This is a genomic window from Corynebacterium argentoratense (assembly GCF_021491455.1).
GTDB classification, from domain to species: domain Bacteria; phylum Actinomycetota; class Actinomycetes; order Mycobacteriales; family Mycobacteriaceae; genus Corynebacterium; species Corynebacterium argentoratense_A.
Map to the genome: position 1 here is coordinate 153328 of NZ_JAKETN010000003.1, position 16225 is coordinate 169552.

23 protein-coding genes and 1 pseudogene are annotated in these 16225 nt (G+C 59.4%); 21 read left to right on the forward strand and 3 right to left on the reverse strand.

Features of this window, described 5'->3' with window-relative positions:
* Positions 1–31 precede the first annotated feature (31 nt).
* From L1C91_RS05100 to L1C91_RS05110, 3 genes are read left to right on the forward strand one after another with little or no spacing between them, the layout of a single operon-like run.
* Positions 32–1048 (forward strand): sugar ABC transporter substrate-binding protein, encoded by a 1017-nt coding sequence (locus L1C91_RS05100; RefSeq protein WP_081761582.1) that lies wholly within the window; start codon positions 32–34, stop codon positions 1046–1048.
* Positions 1045–2133, forward strand: coding sequence for an ABC transporter permease (locus tag L1C91_RS05105; protein ID WP_020975594.1), 1089 nt, complete (start codon positions 1045–1047; stop codon positions 2131–2133). Before L1C91_RS05100 ends, L1C91_RS05105 begins: the two co-directional genes overlap by 4 nt.
* Positions 2133–2936: an ATP-binding cassette domain-containing protein gene (locus L1C91_RS05110; RefSeq protein WP_234858314.1), complete on the forward strand. Its 804-nt coding sequence runs from the start codon at positions 2133–2135 to the stop codon at positions 2934–2936. The genes L1C91_RS05105 and L1C91_RS05110 overlap by 1 nt, the downstream gene beginning before the upstream one ends.
* A gap of 218 nt (positions 2937–3154) precedes the next feature.
* Here L1C91_RS05110 and L1C91_RS05115 read toward each other — a convergent pair whose 3' ends face one another.
* Positions 3155–3739: a nitroreductase family protein gene (locus L1C91_RS05115; RefSeq protein WP_419178716.1), complete on the reverse strand. Its 585-nt coding sequence runs from the start codon at positions 3737–3739 to the stop codon at positions 3155–3157.
* A gap of 601 nt (positions 3740–4340) precedes the next feature.
* Between L1C91_RS05115 and rpsH the strand changes: the two genes are divergently transcribed.
* From rpsH to rplO, 6 genes are read left to right on the forward strand one after another with little or no spacing between them, the layout of a single operon-like run.
* Entirely contained in the window at positions 4341–4739 is a 399-nt protein-coding gene (gene rpsH / locus L1C91_RS05120) for a 30S ribosomal protein S8 (RefSeq protein WP_020975597.1), read from the forward strand.
* 16 nt (positions 4740–4755) lie between these two features.
* The gene (rplF, locus tag L1C91_RS05125) at positions 4756–5292 is read left to right on the forward strand and encodes a 50S ribosomal protein L6 (RefSeq protein WP_020975598.1); all 537 of its coding nucleotides are present in this window, start codon (positions 4756–4758) and stop codon (positions 5290–5292) included.
* A complete protein-coding gene (rplR, locus tag L1C91_RS05130; RefSeq protein ID WP_020975599.1) occupies positions 5292–5693 on the forward strand; it encodes a 50S ribosomal protein L18 in 402 nt (133 codons plus the stop codon). Before rplF ends, rplR begins: the two co-directional genes overlap by 1 nt.
* A 34-nt stretch (positions 5694–5727) precedes the next feature.
* Complete coding sequence (gene rpsE / locus L1C91_RS05135; protein ID WP_020975600.1) at positions 5728–6354, forward strand: 30S ribosomal protein S5; 627 nt, start codon at positions 5728–5730, stop codon at positions 6352–6354.
* 3 nt (positions 6355–6357) lie between these two features.
* Complete coding sequence (gene rpmD, locus L1C91_RS05140) at positions 6358–6543, forward strand: 50S ribosomal protein L30 (RefSeq protein ID WP_020975601.1); 186 nt, start codon at positions 6358–6360, stop codon at positions 6541–6543.
* A 7-nt stretch (positions 6544–6550) separates the two neighbouring features.
* The gene (gene rplO / locus L1C91_RS05145; RefSeq protein ID WP_046204668.1) at positions 6551–7000 is read left to right on the forward strand and encodes a 50S ribosomal protein L15; all 450 of its coding nucleotides are present in this window, start codon (positions 6551–6553) and stop codon (positions 6998–7000) included.
* Positions 7001–7460: 460 nt separating this feature from the next.
* On the opposite strand, the gene L1C91_RS05150 is transcribed toward rplO, so the two are convergent.
* Both L1C91_RS05150 and L1C91_RS05155 read right to left on the reverse strand, forming a co-directional pair.
* Positions 7461–7655 carry a hypothetical protein gene (locus L1C91_RS05150; protein ID WP_234858316.1) on the reverse strand — a complete coding sequence of 65 codons (195 nt, stop codon included), beginning with the start codon at positions 7653–7655 and terminating at the stop codon, positions 7461–7463.
* A gap of 3 nt (positions 7656–7658) precedes the next feature.
* Positions 7659–7760: pseudogene (locus L1C91_RS05155) on the reverse strand (30S ribosomal protein S5); the annotation flags it as partial.
* On the opposite strand from L1C91_RS05155, the gene L1C91_RS05160 reads away from it, so the two are divergent.
* The 12 genes from L1C91_RS05160 to truA all read left to right on the forward strand — a co-directional run bounded on the left by L1C91_RS05160 (position 7730) and on the right by truA (position 16149).
* The gene (locus L1C91_RS05160) at positions 7730–7915 is read left to right on the forward strand and encodes a hypothetical protein (protein ID WP_234858317.1); all 186 of its coding nucleotides are present in this window, start codon (positions 7730–7732) and stop codon (positions 7913–7915) included. The pseudogene L1C91_RS05155 and the gene L1C91_RS05160 sit on opposite strands and share 31 nt — an antisense overlap.
* Positions 7916–8098: 183 nt before the next feature.
* Entirely contained in the window at positions 8099–9421 is a 1323-nt protein-coding gene (gene secY, locus L1C91_RS05165; RefSeq protein ID WP_234858318.1) for a preprotein translocase subunit SecY, read from the forward strand.
* Entirely contained in the window at positions 9418–9963 is a 546-nt protein-coding gene (locus tag L1C91_RS05170; RefSeq protein ID WP_020975606.1) for an adenylate kinase, read from the forward strand. Before secY ends, L1C91_RS05170 begins: the two co-directional genes overlap by 4 nt.
* A 77-nt stretch (positions 9964–10040) precedes the next feature.
* Positions 10041–10844, forward strand: coding sequence for a type I methionyl aminopeptidase (gene map / locus L1C91_RS05175; RefSeq protein WP_046204665.1), 804 nt, complete (start codon positions 10041–10043; stop codon positions 10842–10844).
* 46 nt (positions 10845–10890) lie between these two features.
* Positions 10891–11562, forward strand: coding sequence for a L,D-transpeptidase (locus tag L1C91_RS05180; RefSeq protein ID WP_234858319.1), 672 nt, complete (start codon positions 10891–10893; stop codon positions 11560–11562).
* A 176-nt stretch (positions 11563–11738) separates the two neighbouring features.
* A complete protein-coding gene (gene infA, locus L1C91_RS05185; protein WP_005519800.1) occupies positions 11739–11960 on the forward strand; it encodes a translation initiation factor IF-1 in 222 nt (73 codons plus the stop codon).
* A 178-nt stretch (positions 11961–12138) separates the two neighbouring features.
* Positions 12139–12507 carry a 30S ribosomal protein S13 gene (rpsM, locus tag L1C91_RS05190; protein WP_020975609.1) on the forward strand — a complete coding sequence of 123 codons (369 nt, stop codon included), beginning with the start codon at positions 12139–12141 and terminating at the stop codon, positions 12505–12507.
* 3 nt (positions 12508–12510) lie between these two features.
* A complete protein-coding gene (gene rpsK, locus L1C91_RS05195) occupies positions 12511–12915 on the forward strand; it encodes a 30S ribosomal protein S11 (protein WP_020975610.1) in 405 nt (134 codons plus the stop codon).
* Positions 12916–12936: 21 nt separating this feature from the next.
* Positions 12937–13542 carry a 30S ribosomal protein S4 gene (gene rpsD, locus L1C91_RS05200; RefSeq protein ID WP_020975611.1) on the forward strand — a complete coding sequence of 202 codons (606 nt, stop codon included), beginning with the start codon at positions 12937–12939 and terminating at the stop codon, positions 13540–13542.
* A 58-nt stretch (positions 13543–13600) separates the two neighbouring features.
* On the forward strand, positions 13601–14617 hold the full coding sequence (locus L1C91_RS05205; RefSeq protein WP_234858320.1) for a DNA-directed RNA polymerase subunit alpha: 1017 nt from the start codon (positions 13601–13603) through the stop codon (positions 14615–14617).
* A gap of 59 nt (positions 14618–14676) precedes the next feature.
* Positions 14677–15192: a 50S ribosomal protein L17 gene (gene rplQ / locus L1C91_RS05210; protein ID WP_234858321.1), complete on the forward strand. Its 516-nt coding sequence runs from the start codon at positions 14677–14679 to the stop codon at positions 15190–15192.
* 129 nt (positions 15193–15321) lie between these two features.
* Positions 15322–16149 carry a tRNA pseudouridine(38-40) synthase TruA gene (gene truA, locus L1C91_RS05215; RefSeq protein WP_234858437.1) on the forward strand — a complete coding sequence of 276 codons (828 nt, stop codon included), beginning with the start codon at positions 15322–15324 and terminating at the stop codon, positions 16147–16149.
* Positions 16150–16225: the final 76 nt, after the last annotated feature.

A 16225-nucleotide genomic window follows, 5' to 3' on the forward strand; every position in this document is an offset into this window, starting at 1 on the left:
TTTCCCACTGGGTTGCGTTGAATCGATAACCGTGACTACTTTTTCCCGCACGAAGCTCACCGCAAAGCTTGCCACTGCACTTGGGGCAGTGGCACTAGTGACCGCTGGCTGTTCAGTATGCTCACCCACCGGTGGTGCTCCCGTAGGTGGAGCCGCCTCTGGTGGGGCAGGAGGGGGTGTGGACACCGACCGCGCAGTGGTCGCCATGGTCAGCCATGGCGCGCCCGGTGACACCTTCTGGGACCTCGTGCGCAAGGGGGCCGAGGACGCAGCCAAGAAAGACAACATCGAACTGCGCTACTCGTCTGACCCTCAGGCGCCCAACCAAGCCAACCTGGTGCAGTCGGCTATTGACTCCGGTGTCGACGGCATCGCGGTCACCCTGCCTAACGCCCAAGCTATTGGGCCTGCAGCAAAAGCCGCAGTTGATGCGGGCATCCCTGTCGTCGGGCTTAACGCTGGCATGAATGACTACCAAGACTATGGTCTCACCGGGTTCTTCGGGCAAGACGAAAAAGTTGCCGGCACGCTCGCAGGCGAACGCCTCAAAGAAGAAGGCGCCAAAAAAGTACTCTGCGTCATTCACGAACAAGGCAACTCCTCCCAAGAAGCGCGCTGTCAGGGTGTTAAAGACGGTGCCGGCGCGAATGTTGAAAACCTTTACGTTAACGGTCAAGACTTGACCAGCGTGACGTCAACAATCCAAGCGAAGCTGGCACAGGATCCCAGCGTGGATTACGTCATGAGCTTGGTCGCCCCCGTCGGTCTGGCTGCGGTGAACTCCGTGAAGGACGCAGGCTCCCAAGCCAAGGTCGCTACCTTCGACACCAACGCTGAACTCGTAGAGGCCATCAAGGACGGGCGCATCCGCTTCGCTGTCGACCAGCAGCCCTACGTCCAGGGCTACATGGCTGTCGATTCCTTGTGGCTGGCGATGCGCAACGGCTCTACGATCGGCGGTGGACGTCCGGTCTACACTGGTCCGGCATTCGTCGATAAGGGCAACGTGGACAAGATCGAAGAAGCCGCGAAGGCTGGACTGCGATGAGCGAAGCACTCCGACGCTACAAAGCGCAGCGTCACCCCGCGCCCGAATCCGCCCCGGTTGCACCCGTGACCAAAGACGGACGGGCGAAAGAACGCACCCTGTGGGGCCGCATCATCCGGCGCCCCGAACTCGCGTCCTTTCTCGGCGCGGTACTGATCTTCGCTCTGTTCATGGTGGTTGCCCCGCCGTTCAGGAGCTTGGACGCTATGGCCACCGTGCTGTACGCATCCTCCACCATGGGCATCATGGCTCTGGCAGTGGGCATGCTGATGATCGGTGACGAGTTCGACCTGTCCAGCGGCGTGGCGGTGACCTCCACGGCGTTGGCGGCTTCAATGATTAACTACAACGGCCACTTCAACTCGTGGGTTGGCGTGGTGCTGTCCCTCTTTTTTGCCCTGGGTATCGGTGCCTTCAATGGCTTCCTCGTGACCCGGACGGGTATCCCTAGCTTCCTGATTACCCTGTCTGCGTTCCTATCACTGCAGGGTCTGAACTTGGCTATCACCAAGATGGTCGCAGGTACTGTCGCGACCCCCACCATCGCCGACATGGCCGGTTTTGATACCGCGCACAAGGTGTTCGCATCTTCCTTCCACATCGGGTCGGTGTCGATCAAGGTCACCATCTTGTGGTGGGTCCTGTTTGTCGCCATCGCGAGTTTTGTTCTGTACAAGACCCGCTTTGGTAACTGGGTGTTCGCCGTCGGTGGCGACAAAAACGCCGCGCACGCCGTCGGTGTGCCCGTCAACCGCGTGAAGATTTACCTGTTCATGTTCGTCGGGTTTGCTGCGTGGTTTGTCGGTATGCACAACCTCTTCGCCTTCGACTCCATCCAGGCAGGCCAGGGTGTGGGCAATGAGTTCCTCTACATCATTGCCGCAGTCATCGGCGGTTGCGCGCTGACCGGTGGTAAAGGCACCGCAGTGGGTACCGCTATCGGCGCCCTGATTTTTGGCATGACCAACCAAGGTATCGTCTACGCCGGTTGGAACCCCGACTGGTTCAAGTTCTTCCTTGGCGCCATGCTGCTGTTCGCAGTCCTCACCAACAACGCTGTGTCCGCAGTGACGGAGAAACGCTAATGAGCACACCCAACACCACAACTAATGCTGTAAGCGACGAACAGCCGATCGTGTGCCTGCGCGGCGTCGACAAATCCTACGGCCACTTCGACGCCCTCAGCGATATCAACTTGGAGATTTACCCCGGCACCGTCACCTGCATCCTGGGCGACAACGGTGCGGGCAAATCAACTCTCATTAAGATTTTGTCCGGCCTGCACCGCGCTACACGCGGAGACGTGCTGGTCGATGGCAAAGAACAGATCTTCAAAAACCCCGCGGATGCTTTGAAAGCCGGCATCGCGACCGTGTATCAGGATCTCGCCGTGGTTCCCACCATGCCTGTGTGGCGCAACTTCTTCCTCGGACAAGAACTGGTCAGCCAACCATTCGGTCGACTGAAGATCAATGAAATGCGACAGATCTGCCGCGCGCAGCTCGGTGGTCTAGGCATCGACATCCCTGACATCGACGTGCAGATCCGCCACCTGTCCGGCGGACAGCGGCAGGTTGTGGCGATTTCGCGCGCGATCTACTTCGGCGCCCGCGTCGTCATTCTAGACGAGCCGACCGCCGCGCTCGGTGTGAAGCAGTCCGGGATGGTGCTGAAGTTCGTGGGGGAGGCGCGCGAGCGGGGCATCGCCGTTGTGCTGATCACCCACAACCCGCACCATGCGCATCTGGTGGGCGACCAGTTCAGCATCCTGAAGCTTGGGCGCCAGGTATTGTCCGCGCCCCGTGATGAGGTCACCCTCGAGGAGCTCACCCAGCAGATGGCCGGTGGTGGCGAGCTAGAGGCTCTAGAACACGAGCTGCACCGCTAAGGTCTTATCGTGTCTGCCCACTCTTGTGCGGTGCGAATGTAGCCCGCGGCGTCGAAGGTAGGGGAGATAGCTTTCTGCAGGATAAACCCCTGGGCGGTACCGGTCATCGCCGGCCGCATGACCGGCACCGCAGCCGTAGACGCCGACGGTTCTGTGCGCGTGATTGGCTAATTAGGGGAGCGCGGCTAGCCGGGGTGCCGATCTAGCCGGGTCGCGGGCTAGCTGTAGTGCTCCTCCACACGACGTGAAGCCTGACGCCCCGGGTGCTTGGCGGTTGCTGCCGGGTGTCCCATCGCTACAACCAAACCAATGGCACGATCCTCTCGGCCGCCCAGGCCGATGATCTCCTTCACCTTCTCCTCATCCCAACCCGTCGTCGGACTGGTCGCCAACCCCTCCGCACTCGCCGCAACGAGGGCAAAACCAGCCGCGAGCATTGCATCCTTCAACGCATTCTCGCGCAAGGCTGCAGGTGAAGCAGCAGCCTTGATCTTCTCGACACGCGCAAGATAATCCGCAGGCAGGATCTCCGCGGCGTCATCAGGTACAGCCTCCACGCGCGCAACGAACACAAGCACAGTATCCGCCGCCGCAAACTGGGGCTGTTGGGAGGAATCCGTCAACGCCTGCTTAATCTCCGGATCCCGCACCACCACGACGTCACGAAGCTGCAGGTTAAACGCACTCGGTGCTTCGAGGGCCGCGTTCACCACGCGGTCGAGGACCTCCTGGGCGATCGGCTCCGTCGTGTACTCGCGGATAGCGCGGCGATTATTGATGGCGGTGTAAACATCGGTGGACAAAGGTTCCTCCAGGTTCATGGGATTGTTACCTTTCATGCAACGCACGCGCCGCCGAAATATTCCTTGTGCCGTCGGGTGGTTGGCTGTGGTGGGTGTCAAAATGTGTGCAACTTGGTCGGTTGGTGGGGCGTTTTCCTAGGTCGTCTTTCTGCGAGGGCTCAAGATGCACACATTTCGGGTGGGTGGGCACTTCACCGTCTATTTCCCCAGGTCGCCAAGAAAAGGTGGCCGCCCCACCCGATATTTATGCACACCCACCTCATCAGGTAGCTCCATCACCCCCGCGAAAAACAGCGTGCCCCAAAGCGCCTCCGCGGCGTCATTAATTAAAGCCACGGCGCGCGCGAAAACGCCGCAGGCACTTGCGACAACAAGCACCGATGCCCTAAGATTGCCCGTTGGACTTGTGTGCCCAGCGCACATGCCCAATTCAAACGTAAACTCCTACTTTGTTGTAGGCCCCTCGCCCAACGGCGTCCGCCCCCTTTTGTTGGCAGCGAGCTTGACCGCTACTGAGCGACTCAAGCGATAAGTGGCCCGTGAAAAGGCGATAACGCCGGGTGAGAAGGAACCGCAACGAGAAAGGCATCAAGGTCGTCTTATGACCATGACTGATCCCATTGCCGACATGCTGTCGCGCGTGCGCAACGCAAACAATGCGTACCACGACACCGTGTCCATGCCCTCCTCCAAGCTGAAGGTCAACATCGCCTCCATCTTGAAGTCCGAAGGCTACATCGCTGATTACACCGTCGAAGACGCCAAGGTCGGCAAGACCCTGACTCTCGAGCTGAAGTACGGCCGTAACCGCGAACGCTCCATCTCTGGCCTACGCCGCGTCTCCAAGCCGGGTCTGCGCGTGTACGCCAAGTCCACCAACCTGCCGAAGGTTCTCGGCGGCCTGGGCGTGGCTATCATTTCCACCTCCCAGGGTCTGCTGACCGACCGTCAGGCTACCGAGAAGGGCGTAGGCGGAGAAGTTCTCGCCTACGTCTGGTAAGGGAGGATTGAGATAAATGTCGCGTATCGGTAAGAACCCCATCGCAATCCCCAGCGGAGTTGAAATCAAGCTCGACGGCCAGCACGTCGAGGTCAAGGGCCCCAAGGGTACCTTGAGCCAGGACATCCCCGCCCCGATCGTCGTCGCACAGCAGGACAACGAAATCGTTGTCACCCGCCCCGACGACAACCGCAAGAACCGTGCACTCCACGGTCTGTCGCGCTCGCTGATCAACAACATGGTTGTTGGTGTCACCGAGGGCTACACCATCAAGATGGAAATCTTCGGTGTCGGTTACCGTGTTCAGGCCAAGGGCTCCAACCTGGAGTTCTCCCTGGGCTACAGCCACCCCATCCTGATCGAGGCTCCGGAAGGCATCAGCTTCGCAGTTGATGGCAACACCAAGTTCTCCATCACGGGTATCGACAAGCAAAAAGTCGGCCAGATCGCAGCTATCATCCGTCGTTTGCGCAAGGATGATCCTTACAAGGGTAAGGGCATCCGCTACGAGGGTGAGCAGATCCGCCGCAAGGTCGGAAAGACGGGTAAGTAATGAGCAACACTGCAGAAAACAAGCGCCTGCCCATCGGCAAGGACATTTCCACCCGACGCCGCGTCGCTCGCGCACGCCGCCACTTCCGTATCCGCAAGAACCTGCGTGGCACCGCCGAGACCCCCCGTCTCGTCGTGCACCGCACCTCTCGCCACATGCACGTCCAGGTCATCGACGACCTGAAGGGCCACACCTTGGCCGCTGCTTCCACCATCGAAGCAGACGTGCGTGCACTCGAAGGTGACAAGAAGGCAAAGGCAGCTAAGGTTGGCCAGCTCATCGCTGAGCGCGCCAAGGCTGCTGGCATCGAAGCCATTGTCTTCGACCGTGCGGGTTACAAGTACCACGGCCGCGTTGCCGCTCTGGCTGACGCCGCACGTGAAGGTGGTCTGAAGTTCTAATGATCACCAAAAACAACAACGGAAGGACGGCGTAATGTCGGGACGTGAACAGCGTGGCGGCGGACGCTCCGCCGAAAACAACAACGACAACCGCAACGAGCGCCGCGGCCGCCGCGACGATCGTCGCAACCAGCAGCAGGACGAGCGCTCGCAGTACATCGAGCGCGTAGTCACCATCAACCGCGTTTCCAAGGTGGTTAAGGGTGGCCGTCGTTTCAGCTTCACCGCACTCGTTATCGTCGGCGACGGCGAAGGCATGGTCGGTGTCGGCTACGGTAAGGCCAAGGAAGTTCCCGCGGCTATCCAGAAGGGTGCCGAAGAGGCTCGCAAGAACTTCTTCCGCGTCCCCATGGTTGCCGGCACCATCACTCACCCGGTTCAGGGTGAAGCAGCCGCAGGCATCGTTATGATGCGCCCGGCAGCTCCCGGTACCGGTGTTATCGCTGGTGGCGCAGCCCGCCCCGTGCTTGAGTGTGCTGGTATTCAGGACATCCTGTGCAAGTCCCTCGGTTCCGACAACGCAATCAACGTTGTCCACGCAACCGTCGACGGTCTCAAGCAGCTGCAGCGCCCCGAAGAGGTCGCCGCACGCCGTGGCAAGACCCTCGAAGAGGTCGCACCGGCACGTATGCTGCGCGCACGCGCAGGTCAGGAGGCTTAAACCATGGCCCTCAAGATTACACAGCTCAAGGGCACCGTTGGTGCTAAGCAGAACCAGAAGGACTCGCTGCGCAGCCTCGGCCTCAAGCGCATTCGCCAGTCGGTCGTACGCCCCGATACCCCCGAGGTTCGCGGCATGATCAACGTCGTGCGCCACATGGTCGTCGTTGAAGAAGTAGCAGGGGAGTAGGTAAACAATGAGCGAACCGATTAAGCTCCACGATCTGCGCCCCGCAAAGGGCGCCAACAAGGCCAAGACCCGCGTTGGTCGCGGTGAAGCCTCCAAGGGTAAGACTGCTGGTCGCGGTACCAAGGGCACCAAGGCTCGCAAGCAGGTTTCCGCTGCTTTCGAGGGTGGCCAGATGCCGCTTCACATGCGTCTGCCGAAGCTGAAGGGCTTCAAGAACCCCAACAAGATCACCTACCAGGTAGTCAACGTTGCGGACCTCGAGAAGGCCTTCCCCAACGGTGGCGACGTCACCGTTGCTGACATCGTTGCAGCAGGCCTGGCACGCAAGCGCCAGCCCGTTAAGGTCCTCGGTAACGGCGACATCAGCGTCAAGCTGAACGTCACCGCCACCAAGTTCTCGACCTCCGCTAAGGAGAAGATCGAGGCCGCCGGCGGCACCGTCACCGAAGCCAAGTAACAACGGTTTAACCACTAGCGCTCTGCTCAGCAGGCGCTAGTGAGACAGAGAAAGTGGCTCTCCCATTCGTGGGAGAGCCACTTTTTTATGCCCACCAGATCTCGTGTGGCTGCTTGGCTGTTAAGCATGTACAGAATTCCGGCAGATTTTGAATACTCGAAATCGCGAACTGGGGAAATACGGTCATGCAGTATAAATCTGCCGATTTTTTGTACGCGCGACCCTTTCGCTTGCTTAGCCAGCTGTCCTGAGATGCCGATTGCCAGGAAATTTATATCCAACTTTGTGAATGCGCTACTCGGACAGGCGCGTCACGACGGTGATGTCCGGAAACTGGCACGGCACAGCGGCATAGGCGGCTGATGAGGCAGCCCCAACTGTTCACCGACAGGCAAAGCTGACGCCCATCTACCAGTTGGAAATTGTTCCCAAAAACCCTTGAAATGCTCAAATCACCCGCCTAGCGTGGCGGGCACACGCCGTTCCAAGACATCTCCAGACGGTGGAAGCCTCTAGATTCAGAAAGGATCACCTCCATGACCCCTTCGAAGATCAAGACCACAAAATTGTTCGCCGCAGCACTCGGCGGCGGCCTCTCACTCGGAGCTTTTGTAGCACCAACGGTGCCCTTGAGCTGTGTAATCTTCAGGGCCATTGTTTAAGCCTCCTGACCTGCGCGTGCGCGCAGCATACGTGCCGGTGCGACCTCTTCGAGGGTCTTGCCACGGCGTGCGGCAACCTCTTCGGGGCGCTGCAGCTGCCGAGAACTGCGCTGAGAAGCTCGACCATGGTGAAGGGCCCTGGCCGGATATGTATCTGACGCGCGACTGCTCCGAGATTGAAATTGGGCCTTTGGACTATCTGCGAGCCTTGTTCAACGGTTTCGTAGCGGCGATCCGCCATTACCTTCCCTAAACACTTGGCGCTGCCCGCAGGGGTAGCGGTGGGGCAGTGGCACCTTCAGGTTGGCCTGGGGTGCCTTTGTGTGTCAATACTGCTAAAGTGGTTGAGTCTGCCGCCACGCGCCCACGGCCCGTGGCGATAACATAAGCCTAAGTTAAAAAATTCCGCGTTTTCCGCGGTTGTCCAGGAGGATATGTGTCCGCCATCGTATCGGTCGTCAAGGACGCCGACCTTCGCAAGAAGTTGCTTTTTACCCTTGCGATGATCGTGCTGTACCGCGTCGGCACCCAAATCCCCTCGCCTGGCGTGGATTATTCGTCCATCATGCAGGCTGTGAAAGCCGCAACCCAGGACGACACTAACGTCTACTCGCTGATTAACCTCTTCTCGGGTGGAGCGCTACTCCAGCTGTCGGTCTTTGCCATCGGCATCATGCCTTACATTACGGCGTCGATTATTGTTCAGCTGCTGACAGTGGTCATTCCTCACTTCGAGGAGTTGAAGAAGGAAGGGCAGTCCGGCCAGTCGAAGATGATGCAGTACACCCGCTACCTGACGGTGGCGTTGGCGTTGCTGCAGTCCTCCGGCATTGTGGCACTTGCTGATCGTGGCCAGCTGCTTGGCAACGGCACCAGTGTCCTCAAGGCTGATCGCACCCCGTTCGACTTGGTTCTGATGGTGCTTGTGATGACCGCCGGAGCCGTGCTGGTCATGTGGATCGGCGAGTTGATCACGGAGCGTGGCATCGGCAACGGTATGTCCTTGCTGATCTTCGCGGGTATCTGTACCCGTATGCCCAGCCAGGGTATGGGCATCTTGCGTTCCTCTGGCGGCGTCATTTTCGCAGCTGTGCTGATCGCTGTGTTCATCCTCATCGTTGGCGTGGTCTTCATTGAGCAGGGCCAGCGCCGCATCCCGGTGCAGTACGCCAAGCGTCAGGTTGGTCGCCGCCAGTATGGTGGCACCTCCACCTACTTGCCGCTGAAGGTCAACCAGGCTGGTGTGATCCCCGTGATCTTCGCGTCCTCCTTGATCTACGTGCCGGTGCTGATCACCCAGATCATCAACTCGGCTAACCCCACTCCGCCGGATAACTGGTGGCAGCGCAACGTCGTCCAGTATCTGCAGTCCCCGGGCTCCTACCAGTACATTATTTTGTACTTCATCCTGATTATCTTCTTCTCCTACTTCTATGTGTCGGTTCAGTACGATCCGAACGAGCAGGCGGACAACATGAAGAAGTACGGCGGCTTCATCCCCGGTATCCGCCCGGGTAGGCCCACCGCCCAGTACCTGGGTAAGGTTATGAACAGGCTGTTGTTCGTTGGTGCCCTGTACCTCGGCCTCATTGCGGTTCTTCCGAATCTGATGATGGACCTCGGTGTCGGTGGTGCTTCGGCGAACGTCACCCCCTTTGGTGGTACTGCGATCCTGATTCTCGTGTCCGTCGCTTTGACCACCGTGAAGCAAATCGAAAGCCAAGTTTTGCAAAGTAACTACGAAGGATTCCTCAAATGAGACTAGTTCTGCTCGGCCCTCCCGGTGCTGGCAAAGGTACCCAGGCCGCTATCTTGACCGAGAAGCTCGGCGTGCCCCACATTTCCACCGGCGATTTGTTCCGTGCCAACATTGGCGAAGGCACCCCGCTGGGCAAGGAAGCCAAGGAATACATCGACGCCGGCAAGCTCGTCCCCACGGATGTTACCGCCCGTATGGTCGAAGACCGACTGTCGCAGGATGACGCCGCGGAAGGCTTCCTGTTGGACGGTTTCCCCCGTACCGTCGAGCAGGCCGATTTGCTGGCTGAGATGCTGGAGCGTCACGGCGTCAAACTTGATGGCGTGATCAACTACCAGGTTGATGAAGACACCGTGGTTGAGCGCATGCTTGGCCGCGGCCGTGCTGATGACAATGAAGAGACCATCCGCACCCGCCTCCAGGTGTACCGCAACGAGACCGCGCCGCTGATTGACCACTATGGCGACGCAGTTATCAGCATCAAGGCTGAGGGTAGCGTTGAGGAGATCAACGAGGCCACCCTCAAGGCTCTTGGCAAGTAGCCGTCGAGTACGCCAGAACCCAAGCCCACTGTCCCTCCCCTGGGGCCGTGGGCTTCATTTCGCATTAAGGACACATCATGGGATTCCGCAAAAAGAACAAAACCATCCCCGCTAAAACTCCGGCGGAGCTTGACGCCATGCAGGCGGCCGGCGAGATCGTCGGCAAGGCACTGGTCGCGGTTAAGGCCGCAGCTGCTCCCGGGGTGACGTTGAAGGATCTTGATGACGTCGCGGAGCAGACGATCCGCGATGCCGGCGCGGTCCCCACGTTTTTGGGCTACCAGGGTTTCCCTGCAAGCATTTGTGCCAGCGTTAATGATGTGATCGTGCACGGTATTCCCACTAAAGAGACTGTGCTTGCCGAAGGTGATCTGGTGTCGATCGACTGCGGCGCGACCTTTGAGGGCTGGGTGGGGGATAGTGCCTGGAGTTTTGGGGTGGGGGAGTTGGCTGATGATGTTCAGGCGTTGAACGCAGCCACCGAGTGGGTGTTGATGGAGGGGTTGAAGGCGATGGTTCCGGGTAACCGTTTGACTGACGTTTCCCATGCGTTGGAGGTCGCCACCCGCAAAGCTGAGCAGAAGTTCGGTGTGCAGCTGGGCATTGTAGATGGTTATGGTGGGCACGGTATTGGCCGCACCATGCACGAGGATCCCTATCTTGCCAATGAGGGCAAGCCGGGTCGGGGCCCGGTTATTCAGGAAGGGTCGGTGCTGGCCATTGAGCCGATGTTGACCCTGGGCACCGTGGATTCTGCGGTGTTGGAGGACGATTGGACTGTGGTGACGTTGGATGGTTCTTGGGCGTCACACTGGGAGCATACGGTTGCTGCTACTGCTGGTGGGCCGCGTATTTTGACGCCGCGTCCGGCTGGTGCTTAAACGCTGGTTTGCATGTTTATTGAAAACTGGGCCTATACTGCTAGTCATGTCTTTTAAGTCTGTTCGTCGTATTGCGGCTGCCGTTGCCTGCGCCGCTGTGGTTGGCGTTGCCAGCCCGGGTATTGCTGGTGCACAAACCGTTGGTTCTAGCGAGGCTGATGTTCGTCAGGGTGCTTGGGATGCCCGTAACGCTATGCATAATGCGGCTAACGGCTTGCCCCCGGAGCTTGCTGCTGGTGTGAAGACTGGTGTTGATCAGGCTGTGAATGGCCTGTTCCCCGGTTTGGTTGAGAGCCACAATGCTCCGGCTCCTGCACCGGCTCCCGAGGCCCCGGCTCCTGCACCGGCCCCCGAGTTCGATCGTGGTTCCTGCCCTCCGCAGGCTCGCGCTTGTGTGGACTTGTCCGGCGAGCGCACCTGGTTGCAGCGCAATGGACAGGTTGTCTACGGCGCCGTTCCGATGTCTGCTGGTGCTCCTTCTCCGGAGACCGCAACGCCTAAGGGGACCTTCTACGTGCAGCGTAAGGTCAAGGACGAAATCTCCCGCGAGTTCAACAACGCGCCGATGCCGTACTCGACCTACTTTACCAACACCGGTATCGCCTTCCACTCGGGTGACATCAACCTGTGGTCCCACGGTTGCATCCACCTGAATCACCAGGATGCGATCACTTACTTCAACGATCTGCAGCCTGGAGACATGGTCTACGTTTACTAAAACGTCTTCAGCGTTTGTTGCCCCAGCGTTTACAGCTGGGGCATTTTTATTTTTCCCGGTGAGCGTGTAGTGTTGCAGTTTGGTGTTTGCTCCCCTAGTGGGCGCTGATGCTAACTGTACGCAGATTGATACTCCAGGTACCGCACCAGGTGTCACGGAAAACAGGTTAGGAAGATATGGCTAAAAAGGAAGGCGCTATCGAGGTTGAGGGCCGCATTGTCGAACCTCTCCCCAACGCAATGTTCCGTGTCGAATTGGACAACGGACATAAAGTTCTTGCACACATCAGTGGCAAGATGCGCCAGCACTACATCCGTATCCTCCCCGAGGACCGAGTTGTTGTGGAGCTTTCTCCCTACGACTTGACCCGCGGCCGTATCGTCTACCGCTACAAGTAAACAATTCCGCCTTCACATCCAAGAATCCTTAGCTTTAAGGGTTTTTCTCAACCTCTGGCCACGGTGGCTGGAGCCTCGTGAAATCGCAACCCACCGCCCGGCCCCGACCGGGGAAAGTGTTGTCTGACGGGGACGGATGTGGAGAAAACCACCGTAACAACCGGAAAGGTTATGCCACATGGCACGTCTAGCTGGTGTGGACCTCCCTCGCAATAAGCGCATGGAGGTTGCACTCACTTACATTTACGGCATCGGCCCCGCCCGTGCCGCCAAGCTGCTGGAAGAGACCGGCATCTCTCCCGACCTACGCACCGACAACCTCACCGACGAGCAGATCGCTGCTCTGCGTGACGTTATCGAAGCAACCTGGAAGGTCGAGGGTGACCTCCGCCGCCAGGTTCAGGCAGATATCCGCCGCAAGATCGAGATTGGTTGCTACCAGGGTCTTCGCCACCGTCGTGGCCTGCCCGTTCGTGGTCAGCGCACCAAGACCAACGCTCGTACGCGCAAGGGTCCGAAGAAGACGATCGCCGGAAAGAAGAAGTAAAACATGGCAGCTCCGAAGAGCGCACGTGGTCGCCGTACCGGCCGCCGCGTAGCGAAGAAGAATGTGGCGCAGGGCGCCGCATACATCAAGTCCACCTTCAACAACACCATCGTGTCCATCACGGACCCCAATGGTGCTGTGATCTCCTGGGCATCCTCCGGCCACGTCGGCTTCAAGGGTTCCCGCAAGTCCACTCCGTTCGCTGCACAGCTGGCTGCTGAAAACGCTGCCCGCAAGGCAATGGAGCACGGCATGAAGAAGGTTGACGTTTACGTCAAGGGCCCGGGCTCGGGCCGCGAAACCGCTATCCGTTCCCTCTCGGCCGCCGGCCTTGAGGTTGGCACGATCACCGACGTGACTCCGCACCCGCACAACGGTTGCCGTCCGCCGAAGCGTCGCCGCGTCTAGCAGGGAAAGGAAAAGTAAAAAATGGCTCGTTATACCGGCCCCGCAACCCGTAAGTCCCGTCGTCTCCGCGTCGACCTCGTCGGCGGCGACATGTCCTTCGAGCGTCGCCCCTACCCCCCGGGACAGGCTGGCCGCGCTCGCATCAAGGAATCTGAGTACCTGCTCCAGCTGCAGGAGAAGCAGAAGGCTCGCTTCACCTACGGTGTCATGGAGAAGCAGTTCCGCCGTTACTACGCTGAGGCAAACCGTCAGCCCGGTAAGACTGGTGAGAACCTGGTCATCCTGCTCGAGTCCCGTCTCGACAACGTGATCTACCGTGCAGGTCTTGCCCGCACCCGCCGCCAGGCACGCCAGCTCGTGTCCCACGGCCACTTCCTGGTCAACGGCAAGAAGGTCAACGTTCCTTCCTTCCAGGTTTCTCAGTACGACATCATCGATGTTCGCGAGAAGTCCCGCAAGATGCTGTGGTTCGAAGAGGCTCAGGACAACCTCGTCGACGCCGTCGTCCCGGCCTGGCTTCAGGTCGTGCCGTCTACCCTGCGCATCCTCGTGCACCAGCTGCCCGAGCGCGCTCAGATCGACGTTCCGCTGCAAGAGCAGCTCATCGTCGAGTTCTACTCGAAGTAATCATCCTTTGCCCACAGACGTCATATAGCGGGCGTCACCCAAGGAGAGTTTTAGCCACATGCTCATTTCCCAGCGTCCCAAGCTGACCGAGGAAGTCATCGACTCCGCTCGTTCCAAGTTCACCATCGAACCCCTGGAGCCCGGTTTCGGCTACACCCTCGGCAACTCTTTGCGCCGTACCCTGCTGTCCTCCATCCCTGGAGCAGCGGTCACCAGCGTCAAGATCGACGGTGTTCTCCATGAGTTCACCACCATCACCGGTGTGAAGGAAGACGTCTCCGACATCATCCTGAACATCAAGGGCCTGGTTTTGTCTTCCGATTCCGACGAGCCGGTCGTTATGTACCTGCGTAAGGAAGGCGAAGGCGAGGTCACGGCTGCTGACATTCAGCCGCCGGCAGGTGTCGAGATCCACAACCCGGATCTGCACATCGCCACCCTCAACGAGCAGGGCAAGCTCGATATCGAACTGGTAGTGGAGCGCGGCCGCGGCTACGTCCCCGCCACCATGTACGGTTCCACCGGAGAGATCGGCCGTATCCCGGTCGACCAGATTTACTCCCCGGTTCTCAAGGTCACCTACAAGGTCGAAGCTACTCGTGTCGAGCAGCGCACCGACTTTGACAAGCTGATCATCGATGTCGAGACCAAGAACTCCATTACCGCACGTGACGCCCTCGCATCTGCGGGTAAAACCCTGGTTGAACTGTTCGGCCTCGCTCGCGAGCTGAACACCGCCGCTGAAGGCATTGAGATCGGCCCCTCCCCGATTGAGGGCGAGCACATCGCCGCATACGGGATGCCGATTGAGGACCTGAACTTCTCTGTTCGTTCCTACAACTGCCTCAAGCGTCAGGAAATCCACACCGTCGGAGAACTCGCTGACTGCACCGAGTCCGACCTGCTGGACATCCGCAACTTCGGCCAGAAGTCCATCAACGAGGTCAAGATCAAACTTGCCTCCCTGGGTCTGACCCTGAAGGACGCCCCGGAAGATTTCGATCCCACCACCATTGAGGGATACGACGCAGCAACCGGTGACTTTGTCGACCCGGACGCTGACGACACCGAGTAGAAACGCCGTCTGTAGCGGCTTGCCGCGCTCACAAAACATAAGCACACGAGGAGTACCTAATGCCTACCCCCAAGAAGGGCGCCCGTCTCGGCGGTTCGGCTTCGCACCAGAAGAAGATTCTTTCTAACCTGGCTGCCCAGCTGTTCGAGCACGGTGCAATCAAGACCACCGACGCCAAGGCCAAGCTTCTGCGCCCCTACGCAGAAAAGCTGATCACCAAGGCAAAGTCCGGCACCGTTGCGGATCGCCGCAACGTTCTCAAGCTCGTCCCGAACAAGGAAGTTGTTGCTTACCTGTTCAACGAGCTCGCCCCCAAGTTCGAGAACCGTGAGGGTGGCTACACCCGCATCGTCAAGCTCGGAAACCGTAAGGGCGACAACGCTCCCATGAGCCAGATCTCCCTGGTTCTCGAGGAGACCGTCGCAGCCGAGGCAACCCGCGCTACCCGCGCAGCTGCCTCCAAGAAGGCTGAAGAAGACGCAGCCAACAAGAAGAAGGCTGAAGAATTCGTCGCGGAAGTAGAAGCTGAGCAAGAAGCTGAAGCTGTCGAAACCCTCGAAGAGGCTGAGAAGTAAAAACTTCTTCACCAATGCGGGCCACCCGATCGGGTGGCCCGCTTTTTTTGTACACTTTCACCCATGAACACCCTGACGCAAGCAAAACTCGAGCCCGTCGACACCACCCGTGTCACCACCGGCGGCAACATGGTGCGCTTGCGCCTCGACATCGCCTACGACGGCACAGACTTCCACGGCTGGGCGAAACAACCACCCCTGCGTACCGTCGAAGGAACCCTCGAAGAGACCTTGGGCCTCATCAGCCGCACCCCAGTCACACTCACTGTTGCAGGCCGCACCGACGCAGGCGTGCACGCAACCGGACAAGTAGCCCACGTCGATGTACCCGGACACATCCTCGAACACCGCAGCATCGACGGTGACCCCCGCCGCCTCGTCCGGCGCCTCGCGAAACTCCTGCCCGAAGACGTCCGCGTCCACGACGTCACCTACGCGCCCCCAGGGTTCGACGCGCGCTTCTCCGCCCTGCGCCGCCACTACCGCTACCGCATCACCACCAACCCCCGCGGCGCACTGCCCACCAGGGCCCGCGACACCGCCACATTCAACAAACCAGTCGACGTCGATGCAATGAACGCAGCCGCGCACCACTTGTTAGGTCTCCACGATTTCGCAGCCTTCTGCCGCGCGAAACCCAACGGGACAACCATTCGTGACCTGCAGACCTTCCGCTTTCGCGACGTTTCCACCCCAGAAGAGCCACGACTGTACGAGGCCGAGGTCTCCGCAGATGCCTTCTGCTGGAACATGGTTCGTTCCCTCGTAGGGTTCTGCCTGGCTGTTGGCTCGGGTGCGCGCAGCCCGGAATTCGCGCATGAATTACTCGCTGAAAACACCCGAAGCAGCGCCATTCCGGTCGCCGCTGCCAAGGGCTTGAGGCTCACCGGGGTTGACTACCCTCCGCCGGAGGAACTTGCTTCCCGCGCCGAGCAGACCCGTAACCGTCGTGACTAGCGCGCCGTCCGGCCGGTGAGGATGACCAAGGATATACTTTCCCCGTCGATTGTCGTCTCCACCGTTGGGTAATTAC